The sequence below is a fragment of the Micromonospora sp. NPDC023888 genome (assembly GCF_040639415.1).
Classification (GTDB): domain Bacteria; phylum Actinomycetota; class Actinomycetes; order Mycobacteriales; family Micromonosporaceae; genus Micromonospora.
In genome coordinates this window covers 24813-41250 of record NZ_JBEZZW010000050.1, presented here as the reverse complement: position 1 = coordinate 41250, position 16438 = coordinate 24813, and the positions used below count along the sequence as shown (strand labels likewise).

Below are 16438 nucleotides of genomic sequence, written 5' to 3'. Positions count from 1 at the left end.
TGTCGAGTTCGGCATGATGGGGGGATGACGACCGCACCCGGGCAGGTGTCCGTCGCGCAGCAGGGCCTGCGCCACCCGTTGGACCCGGATCCGGCCCGCGCCACGAAGGCTCGGGCGGTTTTCGCGCTCGGGCTGCTCGGCCTGCTGACCGGGTTGTTCATCGGCGGGGTGGTGCCGGCGACGGTGGCACTGCAACTGGCCCGGCAGGCGCGCCGTGAGGCGTACTCCTCGGGGGGGTTCCTGACCGGCGGTAGCTGGCTGCGACGGGGGGAGCGGATGGCCTGGACCGGCCTGGTGCTGGTCGCGGTCAGCGTGGTGGCACTGGTGGTGATCGGCGTGGTGCGGTTGGCTGGTGCGCCGTTCGGTCACGACTACCCGGCGAACATGGATTGAGCCGCCGCGCCCGGCGTCGGCGCCGGCGCCCTCGGCGGTAGCCTGGCCGGTGTCCGCCGTGCGGCGGTGGCGGCCTTTCGACAGGAGGACCTCGTGACGGATCCGGCGCGGCCCCCTGCGGACGAGCCGGCCGGCCAGCCGGCCCCGTCCGAGCTGACAGCGTCGGAACCCACCGGCTGGGCGCAGCCGGGCCCGAACAGCGAGCCGCACCCACCCGCGGCCACGCCTGGCGCGCCGACCTCTGCCGCGCCGCACCCAGGGTGGGGTACGACAAGTCCGCCCGGCTCCGGTCAGCCGTACCCGGCCTCCGGGGTGCCCACCCCGACACCGCCGGGTTGGGGTCCGCCGTCGTCCGGTGGCCCGTACGGGTGGGGTCCGCCGCAACCTGGGCCTGGAATGCCGCCCGGTTGGGGTCCGCCGCAGTCCGGGGCCGGCATGCCGTCGGGTTGGGGTCCGCCGCAGTCCGGGCCCGGTGTCCCGCCGGGTTGGGGTCCGCCGTCCGGTCCCGCGCCGGGTTGGGCTGGGATGCCGGGGCATCCGGTTCCGCCACCTGCCGACGCCCAGCACCGGCCGCCGAAACGGGTGGAGGCGGTGGCGGGCACCCCGTTCGGTGTCGTGCACCTGGATGTGGCACCGGTCACGTCTGGGCTTGCCATCGGGGCCCTGGTGGCAGGGATCGCGTCGGTCCTGGTGTCGTTCCTGGTGATCTGCTTCGGGGTGGCCTTCGCGAACGAGGGCGGGGCCTGGGCTTCCGGAGCTTTCGCAACGCTCGGGTTGCTGGCCGGGGTGGGGGCGATCGTCGCCGGTCTGCTCGGCCGGCGGCAGATCCGCCGTCCGGCCGCGCCTCCTGCGGTCCGGTTCACCGGCAGAGGGCTCGCGGTGGCCGGAATGAGCTGTGGCGCGGCGGGGGCACTGCTCAGCGTCCTGGGTCTCGGAGTGGCGCTGCTGCTCACCCTGACCTGAGGCTGGTCACGGTCCGCTCCGGCACCTGACCCGCCTTTGCACCCCCTCGCCGCTGTCCGGCCCGGGGGTGACGGGTGGTCCCGCGGGGAAGCCGGTACACTTGTGTTCGTAGGTGCCCATCGCGGGCGACGGGGCAAAACGAGATTCGACCGGCGGGTGTGAGACAGTCGCCGGGCCCTTCCGTTTTGACCTGGGCGGTTGTGGTAGGTACTCTTTCCCCTTGTGCCCGGGCATGCCCGGGCAACTCGTGCGTGCGCTGTTTCCGGATTCCGGACGGCGGCACGACAAGCCAAGGATCCGGGGCGGGGCGACCCGCGCGCCGGTGACACAAACCCGATCGCACGCGCAAGCGTCCGCAACGGGACCGTGAAGAGGGCGACACGCCCGACCGCGGGTGCCGGGGCCTCCGTGAGGTGGCCCAGGTCGGAATGTAGGAGAGCCGGTCAGCAGGCCGGCTAACGAGCAGACGGCGCGGCCGCGAATGCGGCCGAAGGGAGCGGAGAAACCCGGTGCCCACGATCCAGCAGCTGGTCCGAAAGGGCCGCCAGGCGAAGACGACCAAGACCAAGACCCCGGCGCTGAAGGGTTCCCCTCAGCGGCGCGGCGTGTGCACCCGCGTGTACACCACCACCCCGAAGAAGCCGAACTCGGCGCTGCGCAAGGTCGCTCGCGTGAAGCTCAGCAGCCAGATCGAGGTGACCGCCTACATCCCGGGCGTCGGTCACAACCTCCAGGAGCACTCGATCGTGCTCGTGCGCGGCGGCCGGGTGAAGGACCTCCCCGGCGTGCGTTACAAGATCGTTCGCGGTTCGCTCGACACCCAGGGTGTCCGTAACCGCAAGCAGGCGCGCAGCCGTTACGGCGCGAAGAAGGAGAAGAGCTGACATGCCGCGTAAGGGACCCGCTCCGCGGCGGCCACTGGTCGCTGACCCGGTGTACAACTCGCCGCTGGTCACCCAGCTGGTGAACAAGATCCTGCTGCGCGGCAAGCGTCAGCTCGCCGAGTCCATCGTGTACGCGGCCCTGGAGGGCTGCCGCGAGAAGTCCGGCACCGACCCGGTCGTCACCCTCAAGCGGGCGATGGACAACGTCAAGCCGACCCTCGAGGTGCGCAGCCGTCGCGTCGGTGGCGCCACCTACCAGGTTCCGGTCGAGGTCCGCCCGACCCGGGCGACCACGCTGGGCCTGCGCTGGCTGGTCACCTACTCGCGCGCCCGGCGCGAGAAGACCATGGTCGAGCGGCTGATGAACGAGCTGCTCGACGCGAGCAACGGCCTCGGTGCCGCCGTCAAGCGGCGCGAGGACACGCACAAGATGGCCGAGTCGAACAAGGCCTTCGCGCACTACCGCTGGTAACACCCTGGTTCCGGCGCCTCCGGGCGCCGGAACCGCCACCAGTTGTGTCGAGACGACGATAAGTAGGGATTGAAGTGGCCGCCGCAGACGCGCTCGCCAACGTACGCAACATCGGCATCATGGCGCACATCGATGCCGGTAAGACCACGACCACCGAGCGGATCCTGTTCTACACCGGCATCACGTACAAGATCGGTGAGGTCCACGAGGGCGCTGCCGTCATGGACTGGATGGAGCAGGAGCAGGAGCGTGGCATCACCATCACCTCCGCTGCTACCAAGTGTGAGTGGAAGGGCCACACGATCCAGATCATCGACACGCCCGGTCACGTCGACTTCACCGTCGAGGTCGAGCGGTCGCTGCGGGTGCTGGATGGTGCGGTCGCGGTCTACGACGGTGTCGCCGGCGTGGAGCCGCAGACGGAGAACGTCTGGCGGCAGGCCGACAAGTACAACGTCCCGCGGATGTGCTTTGTCAACAAGCTCGACCGGACCGGCGCCGACTTCTTCCGCTGCGTGCAGATGATGATCGACCGGCTGAACGCCACCCCGCTGGTGCTCCAGATCCCGATCGGGCTCGAGGGCGACCACATCGGTGTCGTCGACCTGATCGGCATGCGCGCGCTCACCTGGCGTGGGGAGACCCAGAAGGGTGAGGACTACGCGATCGAGGAGATCCCGGCCGACCTGGCCGACTCCGCGGCCGAGTGGCGCGAGAAGCTGATGGAGACCCTGGCCGACGTCGACGACGCGGTGATGGAGAAGTACCTGGAAGGCGAGGAGGTCTCCGTCGAGGAGATCAAGGCCGCCATTCGGCGTGCCACCATCGCCGGCAAGGCCAACCCGGTGCTGTGCGGCTCGGCGTTCAAGAACAAGGGCGTTCAGCCCATGCTCGACGCCGTTGTCGACTTCCTGCCGTCGCCGCTCGACGTTCCGGCCATCGAGGGTACGGCCCCCGACGGTGAGACCCCGTTGCTGCGGAAGCCGTCCAACTCGGAGCCGTTCTCCGGCCTGGCGTTCAAGATCCAGACGGACAAGCACCTCGGTAAGCTCACCTACGTGCGGGTCTACTCCGGCACGCTCGATTCCGGTTCCCAGGTGGTCAACTCCACCAAGGACCGCAAGGAGCGCATCGGCAAGATCTACCAGATGCACGCCAACAAGCGGGAAGAGCGTCCGTCGGCGCAGGCCGGCGACATCATCGCCGTGCAGGGTCTCAAGCAGACCACCACCGGCGACACGCTCTCCGACCCGGCGAACCCGGTGATCCTGGAGTCCATGACCTTCCCGGAGCCGGTCATCTCGGTGGCGATCGAGCCGAAGACCAAGTCCGACCAGGAGAAGCTCGGCACCGCCATCCAGCGGCTGGCCGAGGAGGACCCGACCTTCCGCGTCCAGTTGGACGAGGAGACCGGTCAGACGGTCATCTCCGGCATGGGTGAGCTGCACCTGGACATCCTGGTCGACCGGATGCGCCGCGAGTTCAACGTCGAGGCCAACGTCGGCAAGCCGCAGGTGGCGTACCGCGAGACCATCCGCCGCAAGGTGGACAAGGTCGAGTACACCCACAAGAAGCAGACCGGTGGTTCCGGCCAGTACGCCCGCGTGATCGTGAGCGTCGAGCCGCTGCCGCTGGACAACGAATCGCCGACCTACGAGTTCGCCAACGCCGTCAGCGGCGGCCGGATCCCCCGGGAGTTCATCCCGTCGGTGGACGCCGGTGCGCAGGACGCGCTGCAGTACGGCATCCTCGCGGGCTTCCCGCTCGTCGGTGTGAAGCTGACTCTGCTTGACGGCCAGTACCACGAGGTCGACTCGTCGGAAATGGCATTCAAGATCGCCGGCTCGATGGTGATGAAGGACGCGGCCCGCAAGGCCGATCCCGCGTTGCTCGAGCCGATGATGGCCGTTGAAGTCACCACTCCTGAGGAGAACATGGGTGACGTCATCGGTGACCTCAACTCCCGCCGCGGCATCATCCAGGCGATGGAGGAGCGCAGTGGCGCCCGCATCGTCAGGGCTCTGGTGCCGTTGTCGGAGATGTTCGGCTACGTCGGCGACCTGCGGTCGAAGACCCAGGGCCGGGCTAGCTACAGCATGCAGTTCGACTCCTACGCCGAGGTTCCGCAGAGCGTCGCGAAGGAGATCATCGCGAAGGCAACGGGCGAGTAACGCCCTGAGCAGGTGATTCGTGGTCGGTCGCGGGAGGGTTACCCGCCCGCGGCCACCACGATCGGATCGCGTGAGACCGGGCCTGTAGGCTTCATCGCCGCAGAACCCACAAAGGCTCTCCGACCGTCAGGTCGGAAAGGCTGTCGACAGAGTCCTAAGCGCCGACCGGCGCGCCGGGCGTACGAACCAAGAAGTCCACAGGAGGACACCAGTGGCGAAGGCTAAGTTCGAGCGGACTAAGCCGCACGTCAACATCGGCACCATTGGTCACATCGACCACGGTAAGACGACGCTGACGGCGGCCATCACCAAGGTCCTGCACGACCAGTTCCCGGACCTGAACCCCTACACGCCGTTCGACGAGATCGACAAGGCGCCGGAGGAGAAGGCCCGCGGTATCACGATCTCGATCGCGCACGTCGAGTACCAGACCGAGGCGCGGCACTACGCGCACGTCGACTGCCCCGGCCACGCGGACTACATCAAGAACATGATCACCGGTGCCGCGCAGATGGACGGCGCGATCCTGGTGGTCGCGGCGACCGACGGCCCGATGCCGCAGACCCGCGAGCACGTGCTGCTGGCCCGTCAGGTTGGTGTGCCGTACATCGTCGTGGCGCTCAACAAGAGCGACATGGTCGATGACGAGGAGCTCCTGGAGCTCGTCGAGCTCGAGGTCCGTGAGCTGCTCTCCTCGCAGGAGTACCCGGGTGACGACCTGCCGGTCGTTCGGGTTTCGGCGCTGAAGGCCCTCGAGGGTGACCCCGAGTGGACCGGCAAGCTGCTGGACCTGATGACCGCTGTCGACACCTCGATCCCGCAGCCGGAGCGCGAGGTCGACATGCCGTTCCTGATGCCGGTCGAGGACGTCTTCACGATCACCGGTCGTGGCACCGTCGTCACCGGTCGCGTGGAGCGCGGCGTTCTCCTGCCGAACGAGGATGTTGAGCTCGTCGGTATCAAGGAGAAGAGCTTCAAGACCAAGGTCACCGCGATCGAGATGTTCCGGAAGACCCTGGACGACGCCCGCGCAGGCGAGAACGTCGGCCTGCTGCTGCGTGGCACCAAGCGCGACGAGGTCGAGCGCGGCATGGTCGTCGTGAAGCCGGGCTCGAACACCCCGCACACGGAGTTCGAGGCGACGGTCTACATCCTCTCCAAGGAGGAGGGCGGCCGCCACACCCCGTTCTTCCAGAACTACCGTCCGCAGTTCTACTTCCGGACCACGGACGTCACCGGTGTCGTCACCCTCCCCGAGGGCACCGAGATGGTCATGCCGGGTGACAACACGTCCATGTCGGTGAAGCTGATCCAGCCCATCGCCATGGAGGAGAACCTCAAGTTCGCGATCCGCGAGGGTGGCCGCACCGTCGGCGCCGGGTTCGTCACCAAGATCATCAAGTGAACTAGGTAACCCCGATTAGACCCGCCGCCGGTCGTGCGGCATACTAGTCAGGTTGCGTAACGACAGTTCGTCGCCTGTGTTCGGCTTTCGCTGAACCTCCGGGTGGCGAGACAGTCGAGCGTAGGGTGGTTGGCGGCCCAGTCGCCAACCACCCTCGCACGGCGTTCAGGTCGCGGTAATGCGATCGGCGCCTTGACCCACCGCGCGGTCAGCACCACTCCGGAACCACGGGGCGGAGCTCGGCCCGAGGGCGCGACACGCCCGACCGCGGGGGTCGGCGAAGTGGGCCTGTGCCAGCCGGCACAGGCGCCCGCAACACAGCGGCATCGAGAGAAGGAACAGAAGCCACCATGGCGGGACAGAAGATCCGCATCCGGCTCAAGGCCTATGACCACGAGGTCGTCGACTCCTCGGCTCGGAAGATCGTCGAGACGGTGACGCGCACCGGGGCGCAGGTCGCGGGCCCGGTGCCGCTGCCCACGGAGATCAACCGTTTCTGCGTTATCCGCTCGCCGCACAAGTACAAGGACTCGCGCGAGCACTTCGAGATGCGCACGCACAAGCGGCTGATCGACATCATCGACCCGACCCCGAAGACGGTCGACTCGCTCATGCGCCTCGACCTGCCGGCTGGCGTCGACATCGAGATCAAGCTGTAGGGACCGGACAAATGGACAGGCAAGTCAAGGGGATCCTGGGCGCCAAGCTCGGCATGACCCAGGTCTGGGACAACAACCGTGTTGTTCCCGTGACCGTGGTCGAGGCCGGCCCGTGCGTCATCAGCCAGGTTCGTAGCGCCGAGAAGGACGGTTACTCCGCGGTCCAGCTGGCCTACGGCACCATCGACCCGCGCAAGGTCAAGAAGCCGATCAGCGGGCACTACGCCAAGGCGGACGTGGCGCCGCGCCGGCACATCGTCGAGCTGCGCACCACCGACGCGGGGGAGTACTCGCTCGGCCAGGAAGTCACTGTCGAGGAGTTCCCGGCCGGCGTCACCATCGACGTCACCGGCAAGACCAAGGGCAAGGGCTTCGCCGGCGCCATGAAGCGGCACGGCTTCCACGGTCTGGGCAGCAGCCACGGTGTCGAGCGCAAGCACCGCTCGCCCGGTTCCATCGGCGCCTGCGCGACCCCCGGTCGCGTCTTCAAGGGCACCCGGATGGCCGGTCGGATGGGTGGCGTGCGGTACACCGTGCAGAACCTGACCGTCCAGGCGGTCGACACCGAGAACAACCTCCTGCTCGTCCGGGGTGCCATTCCTGGCCCCAAGGGCGCGCTGGTTCTGGTCCGTACCGCGGCCAAGATCAAGGTGAAGAAGGGCGGTGCGGCCAAGTGACCACCGTTGACGTGCGCACCGTCGAAGGCACCACCAGCAGCTCCGTCGAGCTGCCGGCGGACATCTTCGACGTGCAGGCCAACGTCGCGCTGATGCACCAGGTCGTGGTGGCCCAGCTCGCGGCGGCCCGACAGGGCACGCACAAGACCAAGACCCGCGCCGAGGTTGCTGGTGGCGGCAAGAAGCCGTACAAGCAGAAGGGCACCGGTCGCGCCCGGCAGGGCTCGATCCGCGCGCCGCAGTTCGCCGGCGGTGGCGTCGTGCACGGTCCCGTGCCGCGCGACTACAGCCAGCGGACCCCGAAGAAGATGAAGGCAGCCGCTCTGCGGGGTGCCCTCTCCGACCGGGCCCGCGCCGGGCAGGTGCACGTCGTCGAGGCGTTCGTCTCGGGCGAGAAGCCGTCGACCAAGGCGGCCCTGGCCACGCTGACCAAGCTCACCGAGGCCCGTCGGGTCCTGGTCGTGCTGAGCAGCACCGACGAGCTGAACTGGGTGTCGCTGCGCAACGAGCCGCGCGTGCACCTGATCGAGTCCGGCCAGCTGAACACGTACGACGTGCTGGTGGCCGACGACGTGGTCTTCACCAAGGACGCCCTGGACGAGTTCCTGGGCGTGCCCGCCGAGACCACCGAGGAGGGTGGCAAGTGAGCACGATCGCCGACCCGCGCGACATCATCGTGGCGCCGGTCGTCTCGGAGAAGAGCTACAGCGAGCTGAACCGGAACTGGTACACCTTCCTGGTGCACCCGGACGCGAACAAGACCGAGATCAAGATCGCTATCCAGCAGATCTTCAACGTCCGCGTCCTGACGGTCAACACGCTCAACCGCCAGGGTAAGCGCAAGCGCACCAAGACCGGCTTCGGTCAGCGCAAGGCGACCAAGCGGGCGATCGTGAAGCTGGCTGACGGTGACCGCATCGAGGCCTTCGGCGGCCCGGTCAGCTGAGGGGTGTAGACAATGGCTATCCGTAAGTACAAGCCGACGACGCCGGGCCGACGTGGCTCGAGTGTCGCTGACTTCGCCGAGATCACCCGGTCCACGCCGGAGAAGTCGCTGCTGGTTCCGCTGCCGAAGAAGGGCGGGCGTAACGCCCACGGCCGGATCACCACGCGGCACCACGGCGGCGGTCACAAGCGCCAGTACCGTCTGATCGACTTCAAGCGGGTCGACAAGGACGGCGTGCCGGCGAAGGTCGCTCACATCGAGTACGACCCGAACCGCACGGCGCGCATCGCGCTGCTGCACTACGCCGACGGCGAGAAGCGGTACATCATCGCGCCGAAGGACCTGAAGCAGGGCGACCGCGTCGAGTCCGGGCCGGGCGCCGACATCAAGCCGGGTAACAACCTGCCGCTGCGCAACATCCCGGTCGGTACCACGATCCACAACGTGGAGCTGCGTCCGGGTGGCGGGGCCAAGCTGGCCCGTTCCGCCGGCGTCGGTATCCAGCTGCTCGGCCGCGAGGGCGCGTACGCGACCCTGCGTATGCCGTCCGGCGAGATCCGGCGGGTGGATGTGCGCTGCCGCGCCAGCATCGGCGAGATCGGCAACGCCGACCAGTCGAACATCAACTGGGGCAAGGCCGGCCGGATGCGGTGGAAGGGCAAGCGCCCGACCGTCCGTGGTGTCGCCATGAACCCGGTCGACCACCCGCACGGTGGTGGTGAGGGTAAGACCTCCGGTGGTCGCCACCCGGTCAACCCGCAGGGTAAGCCCGAGGGCCGCACCCGCCGTAAGGGCCAGCCGAGTGACCGGCTGATCGTCCGCCGCCGCTACGCCACGCGTAAGCGCGGCTGAGGGAGATAAGACATGCCTCGCAGCCTGAAGAAGGGCCCGTTCGTCGACGACCACCTGCTCAAGAAGGTGGAAGTACAGAACGACAAGGGCTCCAAGAACGTGATCAAGACCTGGTCGCGGCGTTCGACGATCATCCCCGAGATGCTGGGGCACACGATCGCCGTTCATGACGGACGCAAGCACGTCCCGGTGTTCGTGACCGAGGCGATGGTCGGGCACAAGCTCGGCGAGTTCGCGCTGACCCGCACGTTCAAGGGTCACGAGAAGGACGACCGGAAGAGCCGTCGGCGCTGACGCCGCGGGCATACGGATAGAGGGAACAAGGGGTTACAGCGATGCCAGGAAAGGGCGACGCTCCGGTGCTTCCGGGCGCGCGGGCGGTTGCGCGGCACGTGCGCATCTCGCCGATGAAGGCGCGCCGGGTGGTCAACCTCGTCCGCGGCCTGCCCGCGAAGGAGGCGCTCACGGTGCTGCAGTTCGCGCCGCAGGCTGCGAGCGAGCAGGTGTACAAGGTGCTCGCTAGCGCGATCGCCAACGCGGAGAACAACGAGCGGCTGGACCCCGACGCGCTGCTCGTCAGCGAGGCCTTCGTGGACGAGGGCCCGACGATGAAGCGGTTCCAGCCGCGGGCGCAGGGTCGGGCGTACCGAATCCGCAAGCGCACCTGCCACATCACCGTGGCGGTCGAAGCGGTCGCGCCGGCAGCGCCGAGGAAGGCCGCGGCGAAGAAGGCCGCCCCGGCCACGGAGGCCGCACCGGCCGAAGCGCAGAGCAAGACGGAGGACGCCGAGTAATGGGTCAGAAGGTTCACCCCACTGGGTTCCGGCTCGGCATCTCGACCGACTGGAAGTCCCGCTGGTTCGCGGACAAGCTCTACAAGGACTACATCGGCGAAGATGTCAAGATTCGCCGCATGATGTCCAAGGGCCTCGAGCGTGCCGGGATTTCCAAGGTCGACATCGAGCGCACCCGCGACCGGGTCCGGGTCGACATCCACACCGCCCGGCCGGGCATCGTCATCGGCCGTAAGGGTGCGGAGGCCGACCGGATCCGCGGCGAGCTTGAGAAGCTCACCGGCAAGCAGGTTCAGCTGAACATCATCGAGGTGAAGAACCCCGAGTCGGACGCTCAGCTGGTCGCGCAGGGCGTGGCCGAGCAGCTGTCCAGCCGGGTCAGCTTCCGTCGGGCGATGCGCAAGGCCATGCAGTCGGCGATGAAGAACCCGGTCTGCAAGGGCATCCGGGTTCAGGTCTCGGGCCGCCTCGGCGGCGCCGAGATGAGCCGGACCGAGTTCTACCGTGAGGGCCGGGTTCCGCTGCACACGCTGCGGGCCAACATCGAGTACGGCTTCTTCGAGGCCCGTACCACGTTCGGCCGGATCGGTGTGAAGGTCTGGATCTACAAGGGCGACGCCGTCCCGGGCCGGGAGGCTCCGGCCGAGGCCGGTCCGTCCCGCCCGCGTCGTGGTGAGCGTGGCGACCGTCCCGAGCGTCCGCGTCGTGGTCGGTCGGGTTCGTCCGGCACCACGGCCGGTGGCACCGAGGCCGGGCGGGCTGCTGCGACCACCATCGCGCAGCAGGCCGAGACGCCGAGCGGCGAGCCGGTGGACAGCGCTGCTGTCGCCGCCGCGGCTGCTCCGGCAGAAACGCAGCAGGAGGGCTGACAGATGCTGATGCCGCGCAAGCCCCCGAAGGGCTTCCGCAAGCCGCACCACCCGGACCGCAGTGGCGCGTCCAAGGGTGGTAACCGGGTGGTGTTCGGCGAGTTCGGGATCCAGGCTCTCGAGCCGGCGTACGTGACGAACCGGCAGATCGAGTCGGCACGTATCGCGATGACTCGCCACATCAAGCGTGGTGGCAAGGTCTGGATCACGATCTTCCCGGACCAGGCCCTCACCAAGAAGCCTGCCGAGACCCGGATGGGTTCCGGTAAGGGTTCGCCCGAGTGGTGGGTCGCCAACGTCAAGCCGGGGCGGGTTCTCTTCGAGATGTCCTTCCCCAACGAGCAGACCGCGCGAGAGGCCATGCGTCGCGCGATCCACAAGCTCCCGATGAAGTGCCGCATTGTTACGCGCGAAGTGGGTGAATCCTGATGGCAGCGGGCGTTAAGGCGACCGAGCTGCGTGAGCTCTCCGAAGAGGAGCTGGTCACGAAGCTGCGGGAGGCCAAGGCGGAGCTGTTCAACCTCCGCGTGCAGGCCGCAACCGGGCAGCTGGACAACAACCGGCGGTTGCAGGTCATCCGTCGGGAGATCGCCCGGATCTACACGATCATGCGTGAGCGCGAGCTGGGGCTCTCGGCCGCGCCGACTGAGGTGACTGCATCATGACCGAAGAGACCGCCACCGCCGCCGCGCGGTCGCGCCGCAAGGTCCGCGAGGGCCTGGTGATCAGCGACAAGATGGACAAGACCGTCGTGGTCGAGGTCGAGGACCGGGTTCGGCACGCGCTGTACGGCAAGATCATGCGCCGTACGGCCAAGCTGAAGGTGCACGACGAGCAGAACGCCGCTGGCACCGGTGACCGGGTTCTCATCATGGAGACCCGGCCGCTGAGCGCCACGAAGCGTTGGCGGATCGTGGAGATCCTGGAAAAGGCCAAGTAGCGAAGGCTCGAGCTCGCCCGGCGTTGCGTCGGGCGTAGGTTCCGCCAGGCTCCGGCCGCTACGGCGGCCGGAGAACCGGCAGACATAGGAGATAGACGTGATTCAGCAGGAGTCGCGACTGCGCGTCGCCGACAACACGGGTGCTCGGGAGATCCTGTGCATCCGGGTTCTCGGTGGCTCGGGTCGGCGCTACGCGAGCATCGGCGACGTCATCGTGGCCACGGTCAAGGACGCGATCCCGGGTGCCGGTGTGAAGAAGGGCGACGTCGTCAAGGCGGTCGTCGTTCGCACGGCCAAGGAGAGGCGTCGGCCGGACGGCTCGTACATCCGCTTCGACGAGAACGCCGCCGTCATCATCAAGGACGGCGGGGACCCGCGTGGTACCCGCATCTTCGGCCCGGTGGGCCGGGAGCTGCGGGACAAGCGGTTCATGAAGATTATTTCCCTCGCGCCGGAGGTGTTGTGACCGTGAAGGTCAAGAAGGGCGACACGGTCGTCGTCATCGCCGGCAAGGACAAGGGTGCCAAGGGCAAGGTCATTCAGGCCTACCCGCGGCAGGACAAGGTCCTGGTCGAGGGCGTGAACCGGGTCAAGAAGCACACCCGCATCAGCACCACCCAGCGTGGCGCCAAGACCGGCGGCATCGTCACCCAGGAGGCCCCGATCCACGTCTCGAACGTGCAGGTCCTGGACTCCGACGGCAAGCCGACCCGCGTCGGTTACCGGATCGACGACAACGGCCAGAAGGTCCGCATCGCGCGTAGCACCGGTAAGGACCTGTGATGACCACGGCTACCGAAAAGACCCTGCCGCGCCTCAAGGAGCGGTACCGCAACGAGATCGTGGCCCAGCTGCGTGAGCAGCGCAGCTACGGCAACCCCATGCAGGTGCCGCGGCTGGTCAAGATCGTCGTCAACATGGGTGTCGGCGAGGCTGCTCGCGACGCCAAGCTGATCGATGGCGCGGTCCGCGACCTCGCCACGATCACCGGCCAGAAGCCGCAGGTGCGGCGGGCGACCAAGTCCATCGCGCAGTTCAAGCTGCGCGAGGGCATGCCGATCGGTGCGAAGGTGACCCTTCGCGGCGACCGGATGTGGGAGTTCCTGGACCGGCTGCTGTCCATCTCGCTGCCGCGTATCCGCGACTTCCGCGGTCTGGACGGGCGCAAGCTGGACGGGCACGGCAACTACACGTTCGGTCTGACCGAGCAGTCGGTGTTCCACGAGATCGACCAGGACCGGATCGATCGCCAGCGGGGCATGGACATCACGGTGGTCACGACCGCCACGACCGACGACGAGGGCCGGGCGCTGCTCAAGCTCCTGGGCTTCCCGTTCAAGGAGAACTGAGATGGCCAAGAAGGCGCTGATCATCAAGGCGGCCGCGAAGCCGAAGTTCTCGGTTCGCGCGTACACCCGCTGCCAGCGGTGCGGGCGTCCGAAGGCGGTCTACCGCAAGTTCGGGCTCTGCCGGGTCTGCATCCGGGAGATGGCTCACCGCGGTGAGCTGCCGGGCGTGTCCAAGGCTTCCTGGTAAGGGCGACCGCGTCCCGGCCGTCGGCCGGGAACTCCTGCACCGATTAGGTATTGCTCTTCGCCGTAGGCCCGGGGCTGATGCCCCGGGAACCCCGGCGAGAAAGGCTGACGAAATCCATGACGATGACCGACCCGATCGCAGACATGCTCACGCGTCTGCGTAACGCCAACCAGGCGTACCACGATCAGGTGAAGATGCCCTACTCCAAGATCAAGGCGAACATCGCCGAGGTCCTGAAGGCCGAGGGTTACATCGCCACCTGGTCGGTCGAGGAGCCCGAGGAGGGTGCCGTCGGCAAGCGACTGGTCGTCGAGCTGAAGTACGGCCAGAACCGCGAGCGGAGCCTGGCCGGCATCAAGCGCGTGTCCAAGCCCGGTCTCCGGGTGTACGCCAAGTCGGACGGGCTCCCGCGGGTGCTCGGTGGGCTGGGCGTGGCGATCATTTCGACGTCCCAGGGGCTGCTGACCGACCGGCAGGCCCGCAAGCGGAGTGTTGGCGGGGAAGTCCTCGCCTTCGTCTGGTAACGGGAGACTGGTAGAAATGTCGCGAATTGGACGTAAGTCGATCCCGGTACCAGCCGGCGTCGACATCACGATCGACGGGCAGACCGTCAAGGTCAAGGGCCCCAAGGGCCAGCTTGAGCACACCCTCGCCGAGCCGATCACGGTCGAGCGGGCCGAGGATGGGCAGCTCAACGTCAACCGGCCGAACGACGAGCGCAAGGCCAAGGAACTCCACGGCCTGAGCCGTACGCTGGTTGCCAACATGATCGTCGGGGTCACCGAGGGCTACCGCAAGAGCCTGGAGATCGCCGGCACCGGTTACCGGGTCACCGCCAAGGGTTCGGACCTCGAGTTCGCGCTCGGGTTCTCGCACCCGGTGGTCGTCCCCGCCCCGGCGGGCATCACCTTCACGGTGGAGCGGCCGACCCTGTTCCACGTGGCTGGCATCGACAAGCAGCAGGTCGGTGAGGTCGCCGCCAACATCCGGAAGATCCGCCCGCCGGAGCCCTACAAGGGCAAGGGCGTCAAGTACCAGGGCGAGGTCATCCGCCGCAAGGCCGGAAAGGCAGGTAAGAAGTGAGCGCCACGCTGCTCAAGCGCCGCCGCGGTGTCGCCGCCAAGCGCGCCGTTGGGCGTGCGCGTCGGCACTTCCGCGTCCGCAAGAACGTCAGCGGTACGTCCGAGCGTCCGCGCCTGGTCGTCACCCGTTCGCTGCGGCACATGGTCGCCCAGATCGTCGACGACACCAAGGGCCACACCCTGGCGTCGGCGTCGACCCTGGACGCCTCGCTGCGCGGTACGGAGGGCGACAAGAGCGCCCTCGCCGGCAAGGTGGGCGCACTGCTCGCCGAGCGGGCCAAGGCCGCCGGCGTCTCCAAGGTCGTCTTCGACCGCGGCGGTAACCGGTACGCGGGGCGAGTCGCCGCGCTTGCCGACGCCGCCCGCGAAGCCGGGCTCGAGTTCTAACAACCCCGTCACGAGAGATAAGGAAGGCTGCTGATGCCAGGTCAACAGCGCCGTGGCGGCGGGTCCGGTGGCAACGAGGGTGGTCGCCGCGACAACCGCCGTGAGGGCGGCCGCGGAAACGCGCCCGTCGAGAAGACCCCGCACCTTGAGCGGGTCGTCGCGATCAACCGCGTCGCCAAGGTCGTGAAGGGTGGTCGTCGCTTCAGCTTCACCGCCCTGGTGATCGTGGGCGACGGCGACGGCACGGTCGGCGTGGGCTACGGAAAGGCCAAGGAGGTGCCCGCGGCCATCGCCAAGGGTGTCGAGGAGGCCAAGAAGCACTTCTTCAAGGTCCCGCGGATCGGTCAGTCGATCCCGCACCCGGTGACGGGTGAGGACGCCGCTGGCGTCGTGCTGCTCAAGCCGGCCTCGGCCGGTACGGGTGTCATCGCCGGTGGCCCGGTGCGCGCCGTGCTGGAGTGCGCCGGGATCCACGACGTGCTCTCCAAGAGCCTCGGCTCGTCGAACCCGATCAACATCGTGCACGCCACCGTGGCGGCCCTGAAGGGGCTTGAGTCCCCCGAGCAGGTCGCGGCGCGTCGTGGTCTGCCGGTGGAGGACGTCGCGCCGGCCGCCATGCTGGCGTCGCGTGCGGGGGTGGCGCACTGATGGCACGCCTGAAGGTCACCCAGCTCCGGTCCGGTATCGGGACCAAGCACAACCAGCGTGAGTCGCTGCGTTCGCTCGGTCTCAAGCGGATCAACGACGTGGTGGTCAAGGAGGACCGGCCCGAGATCCGCGGCATGATCTTCACTGTGAGCCACCTCGTGAAGGTCGAGGAGGTCGAGTAATGACGATCAAGGTGCATCACCTGCGCCCGGCGCCCGGTTCCAAGACCGCGAAGACCCGCGTGGGTCGCGGTGAGGGTTCCAAGGGCAAGACCGCTGGTCGCGGTACCAAGGGTTCCAAGGCCCGGAAGAACATCTCGGCGGCGTTCGAGGGTGGGCAGATGCCCATCCACATGCGCCTGCCGAAGATGAAGGGCTTCAAGAACAAGTTCAAGGTGGTCTTCCAGGTGGTAAACCTGGACCGACTCGCTGAGCTGTTCCCGAATGGTGGTCAGGTCGGCCCGCTGGAGCTCGTCGAGTCCGGCGCGGTCCGCAAGGGTCACCCGGTCAAGGTCCTCGGCACCGGGGACCTCGGCGGTGTGGCGCTCCAGGTGTCCGCGCACGCGTTCAGTGCGTCGGCCAAGGAGAAGATCGCTGCTGCCGGTGGCTCCGCCACCGAGCTGTAAGGCGTACACCCATGGCGCCCGTCCAGTTGTGAGCAACTGGCGGGCGCCATGGTCTGCCTGGGCCTCAAGCGCCCGGTAACATCGGAATCGATTTATGTAGTCGGGCGCATCTGCCCGGACCGGGGTCGGACTGTT

The 16438-nt window shown here is 67.9% G+C and carries 27 protein-coding genes; all 27 read left to right on the top strand.

Annotated elements, in window-relative coordinates; translation table 11 throughout:
* The first annotated feature begins 24 nt into the window (after positions 1-24).
* The 27 genes from AB0F61_RS30760 to rplO all read left to right on the top strand — a co-directional run bounded on the left by AB0F61_RS30760 (position 25) and on the right by rplO (position 16303).
* On the top strand, positions 25-393 hold the full coding sequence (locus tag AB0F61_RS30760) for a hypothetical protein (protein ID WP_357816835.1): 369 nt from the start codon (positions 25-27) through the stop codon (positions 391-393).
* A gap of 582 nt (positions 394-975) precedes the next feature.
* Entirely contained in the window at positions 976-1356 is a 381-nt protein-coding gene (locus AB0F61_RS30755; protein WP_357816852.1) for a hypothetical protein, read from the top strand.
* Between the two features lie 509 nt (positions 1357-1865).
* Positions 1866-2240: a 30S ribosomal protein S12 gene (gene rpsL, locus AB0F61_RS30750; protein WP_007465318.1), complete on the top strand. Its 375-nt coding sequence runs from the start codon at positions 1866-1868 to the stop codon at positions 2238-2240.
* 1 nt (position 2241) lies between these two features.
* A complete protein-coding gene (gene rpsG, locus AB0F61_RS30745) occupies positions 2242-2712 on the top strand; it encodes a 30S ribosomal protein S7 (protein WP_007465317.1) in 471 nt (156 codons plus the stop codon).
* A gap of 74 nt (positions 2713-2786) precedes the next feature.
* Complete coding sequence (gene fusA / locus AB0F61_RS30740) at positions 2787-4883, top strand: elongation factor G (RefSeq protein ID WP_357816832.1); 2097 nt, start codon at positions 2787-2789, stop codon at positions 4881-4883.
* A gap of 211 nt (positions 4884-5094) precedes the next feature.
* Positions 5095-6288, top strand: coding sequence for an elongation factor Tu (gene tuf / locus AB0F61_RS30735; RefSeq protein WP_357253575.1), 1194 nt, complete (start codon positions 5095-5097; stop codon positions 6286-6288).
* Positions 6289-6638: 350 nt separating this feature from the next.
* A complete protein-coding gene (gene rpsJ, locus AB0F61_RS30730; RefSeq protein WP_007073037.1) occupies positions 6639-6947 on the top strand; it encodes a 30S ribosomal protein S10 in 309 nt (102 codons plus the stop codon).
* Between the two features lie 11 nt (positions 6948-6958).
* Positions 6959-7624, top strand: coding sequence for a 50S ribosomal protein L3 (rplC, locus tag AB0F61_RS30725; protein WP_184178725.1), 666 nt, complete (start codon positions 6959-6961; stop codon positions 7622-7624).
* Positions 7621-8271 (top strand): 50S ribosomal protein L4, encoded by a 651-nt coding sequence (gene rplD, locus AB0F61_RS30720; RefSeq protein ID WP_110563096.1) that lies wholly within the window; start codon positions 7621-7623, stop codon positions 8269-8271. The genes rplC and rplD overlap by 4 nt, the downstream gene beginning before the upstream one ends.
* Positions 8268-8570: a 50S ribosomal protein L23 gene (rplW, locus tag AB0F61_RS30715; RefSeq protein WP_007465304.1), complete on the top strand. Its 303-nt coding sequence runs from the start codon at positions 8268-8270 to the stop codon at positions 8568-8570. Before rplD ends, rplW begins: the two co-directional genes overlap by 4 nt.
* A gap of 12 nt (positions 8571-8582) precedes the next feature.
* The gene (gene rplB, locus AB0F61_RS30710) at positions 8583-9422 is read left to right on the top strand and encodes a 50S ribosomal protein L2 (protein WP_357557766.1); all 840 of its coding nucleotides are present in this window, start codon (positions 8583-8585) and stop codon (positions 9420-9422) included.
* 12 nt (positions 9423-9434) lie between these two features.
* On the top strand, positions 9435-9716 hold the full coding sequence (gene rpsS, locus AB0F61_RS30705; protein ID WP_007465299.1) for a 30S ribosomal protein S19: 282 nt from the start codon (positions 9435-9437) through the stop codon (positions 9714-9716).
* A gap of 41 nt (positions 9717-9757) precedes the next feature.
* Positions 9758-10216 (top strand): 50S ribosomal protein L22, encoded by a 459-nt coding sequence (rplV, locus tag AB0F61_RS30700; protein WP_007465297.1) that lies wholly within the window; start codon positions 9758-9760, stop codon positions 10214-10216.
* Positions 10216-11085, top strand: a complete 870-nt coding sequence (gene rpsC, locus AB0F61_RS30695; RefSeq protein WP_007465294.1) for a 30S ribosomal protein S3 — start codon at positions 10216-10218, stop codon at positions 11083-11085. The genes rplV and rpsC overlap by 1 nt, the downstream gene beginning before the upstream one ends.
* A gap of 3 nt (positions 11086-11088) precedes the next feature.
* Positions 11089-11514, top strand: coding sequence for a 50S ribosomal protein L16 (rplP, locus tag AB0F61_RS30690; protein WP_053653940.1), 426 nt, complete (start codon positions 11089-11091; stop codon positions 11512-11514).
* A complete protein-coding gene (rpmC, locus tag AB0F61_RS30685) occupies positions 11514-11750 on the top strand; it encodes a 50S ribosomal protein L29 (RefSeq protein ID WP_007465283.1) in 237 nt (78 codons plus the stop codon). The genes rplP and rpmC overlap by 1 nt, the downstream gene beginning before the upstream one ends.
* Positions 11747-12025 carry a 30S ribosomal protein S17 gene (gene rpsQ / locus AB0F61_RS30680; RefSeq protein ID WP_030489590.1) on the top strand — a complete coding sequence of 93 codons (279 nt, stop codon included), beginning with the start codon at positions 11747-11749 and terminating at the stop codon, positions 12023-12025. Before rpmC ends, rpsQ begins: the two co-directional genes overlap by 4 nt.
* A 97-nt stretch (positions 12026-12122) precedes the next feature.
* A complete protein-coding gene (gene rplN, locus AB0F61_RS30675; protein WP_007465279.1) occupies positions 12123-12491 on the top strand; it encodes a 50S ribosomal protein L14 in 369 nt (122 codons plus the stop codon).
* Positions 12488-12808 (top strand): 50S ribosomal protein L24, encoded by a 321-nt coding sequence (gene rplX, locus AB0F61_RS30670; RefSeq protein ID WP_172899047.1) that lies wholly within the window; start codon positions 12488-12490, stop codon positions 12806-12808. The genes rplN and rplX overlap by 4 nt, the downstream gene beginning before the upstream one ends.
* Positions 12808-13374, top strand: a complete 567-nt coding sequence (rplE, locus tag AB0F61_RS30665; protein WP_110563094.1) for a 50S ribosomal protein L5 — start codon at positions 12808-12810, stop codon at positions 13372-13374. The genes rplX and rplE overlap by 1 nt, the downstream gene beginning before the upstream one ends.
* A 1-nt stretch (position 13375) precedes the next feature.
* A complete protein-coding gene (locus AB0F61_RS30660; protein WP_007465272.1) occupies positions 13376-13561 on the top strand; it encodes a type Z 30S ribosomal protein S14 in 186 nt (61 codons plus the stop codon).
* Between the two features lie 116 nt (positions 13562-13677).
* Entirely contained in the window at positions 13678-14085 is a 408-nt protein-coding gene (gene rpsH / locus AB0F61_RS30655; RefSeq protein WP_007465270.1) for a 30S ribosomal protein S8, read from the top strand.
* 16 nt (positions 14086-14101) lie between these two features.
* Positions 14102-14644, top strand: a complete 543-nt coding sequence (gene rplF, locus AB0F61_RS30650) for a 50S ribosomal protein L6 (protein ID WP_266246314.1) — start codon at positions 14102-14104, stop codon at positions 14642-14644.
* Complete coding sequence (gene rplR, locus AB0F61_RS30645) at positions 14641-15030, top strand: 50S ribosomal protein L18 (RefSeq protein WP_357080808.1); 390 nt, start codon at positions 14641-14643, stop codon at positions 15028-15030. The genes rplF and rplR overlap by 4 nt, the downstream gene beginning before the upstream one ends.
* Positions 15031-15063: 33 nt before the next feature.
* Positions 15064-15678 (top strand): 30S ribosomal protein S5, encoded by a 615-nt coding sequence (gene rpsE, locus AB0F61_RS30640; RefSeq protein ID WP_074314587.1) that lies wholly within the window; start codon positions 15064-15066, stop codon positions 15676-15678.
* Positions 15678-15860 (top strand): 50S ribosomal protein L30, encoded by a 183-nt coding sequence (rpmD, locus tag AB0F61_RS30635; RefSeq protein ID WP_007465262.1) that lies wholly within the window; start codon positions 15678-15680, stop codon positions 15858-15860. Before rpsE ends, rpmD begins: the two co-directional genes overlap by 1 nt.
* Positions 15860-16303: a 50S ribosomal protein L15 gene (gene rplO / locus AB0F61_RS30630; protein WP_088950230.1), complete on the top strand. Its 444-nt coding sequence runs from the start codon at positions 15860-15862 to the stop codon at positions 16301-16303. The genes rpmD and rplO overlap by 1 nt, the downstream gene beginning before the upstream one ends.
* Positions 16304-16438: the final 135 nt, after the last annotated feature.

Excerpts from the sequence above, each read along its gene's own strand:
- rpmD (WP_007465262.1), top strand. The coding sequence starts at position 15,678 with ATGGCACGCCTGAAGGTCACCCAGCTCCGGTCCGGTATCGGGACCAAG.
- AB0F61_RS30760 (WP_357816835.1), top strand. The coding sequence starts at position 25 with ATGACGACCGCACCCGGGCAGGTGTCCGTCGCGCAGCAGGGCCTGCGC.
- rpsJ (WP_007073037.1), top strand. The coding sequence starts at position 6,639 with ATGGCGGGACAGAAGATCCGCATCCGGCTCAAGGCCTATGACCACGAG.
- rpsE (WP_074314587.1), top strand. The coding sequence starts at position 15,064 with ATGCCAGGTCAACAGCGCCGTGGCGGCGGGTCCGGTGGCAACGAGGGT.
- rpsG (WP_007465317.1), top strand. The coding sequence starts at position 2,242 with ATGCCGCGTAAGGGACCCGCTCCGCGGCGGCCACTGGTCGCTGACCCG.
- rplC (WP_184178725.1), top strand. The coding sequence starts at position 6,959 with ATGGACAGGCAAGTCAAGGGGATCCTGGGCGCCAAGCTCGGCATGACC.
- rpsH (WP_007465270.1), top strand. The coding sequence starts at position 13,678 with ATGACGATGACCGACCCGATCGCAGACATGCTCACGCGTCTGCGTAAC.
- rpsQ (WP_030489590.1), top strand. The coding sequence starts at position 11,747 with ATGACCGAAGAGACCGCCACCGCCGCCGCGCGGTCGCGCCGCAAGGTC.
- rplE (WP_110563094.1), top strand. The coding sequence starts at position 12,808 with ATGACCACGGCTACCGAAAAGACCCTGCCGCGCCTCAAGGAGCGGTAC.
- rpsC (WP_007465294.1), top strand. The coding sequence starts at position 10,216 with ATGGGTCAGAAGGTTCACCCCACTGGGTTCCGGCTCGGCATCTCGACC.
- rplB (WP_357557766.1), top strand. The coding sequence starts at position 8,583 with ATGGCTATCCGTAAGTACAAGCCGACGACGCCGGGCCGACGTGGCTCG.
- rpmC (WP_007465283.1), top strand. The coding sequence starts at position 11,514 with ATGGCAGCGGGCGTTAAGGCGACCGAGCTGCGTGAGCTCTCCGAAGAG.
- rpsS (WP_007465299.1), top strand. The coding sequence starts at position 9,435 with ATGCCTCGCAGCCTGAAGAAGGGCCCGTTCGTCGACGACCACCTGCTC.
- AB0F61_RS30660 (WP_007465272.1), top strand. The coding sequence starts at position 13,376 with ATGGCCAAGAAGGCGCTGATCATCAAGGCGGCCGCGAAGCCGAAGTTC.
- rplP (WP_053653940.1), top strand. The coding sequence starts at position 11,089 with ATGCTGATGCCGCGCAAGCCCCCGAAGGGCTTCCGCAAGCCGCACCAC.
- rplO (WP_088950230.1), top strand. The coding sequence starts at position 15,860 with ATGACGATCAAGGTGCATCACCTGCGCCCGGCGCCCGGTTCCAAGACC.
- rplF (WP_266246314.1), top strand. The coding sequence starts at position 14,102 with ATGTCGCGAATTGGACGTAAGTCGATCCCGGTACCAGCCGGCGTCGAC.
- rplV (WP_007465297.1), top strand. The coding sequence starts at position 9,758 with ATGCCAGGAAAGGGCGACGCTCCGGTGCTTCCGGGCGCGCGGGCGGTT.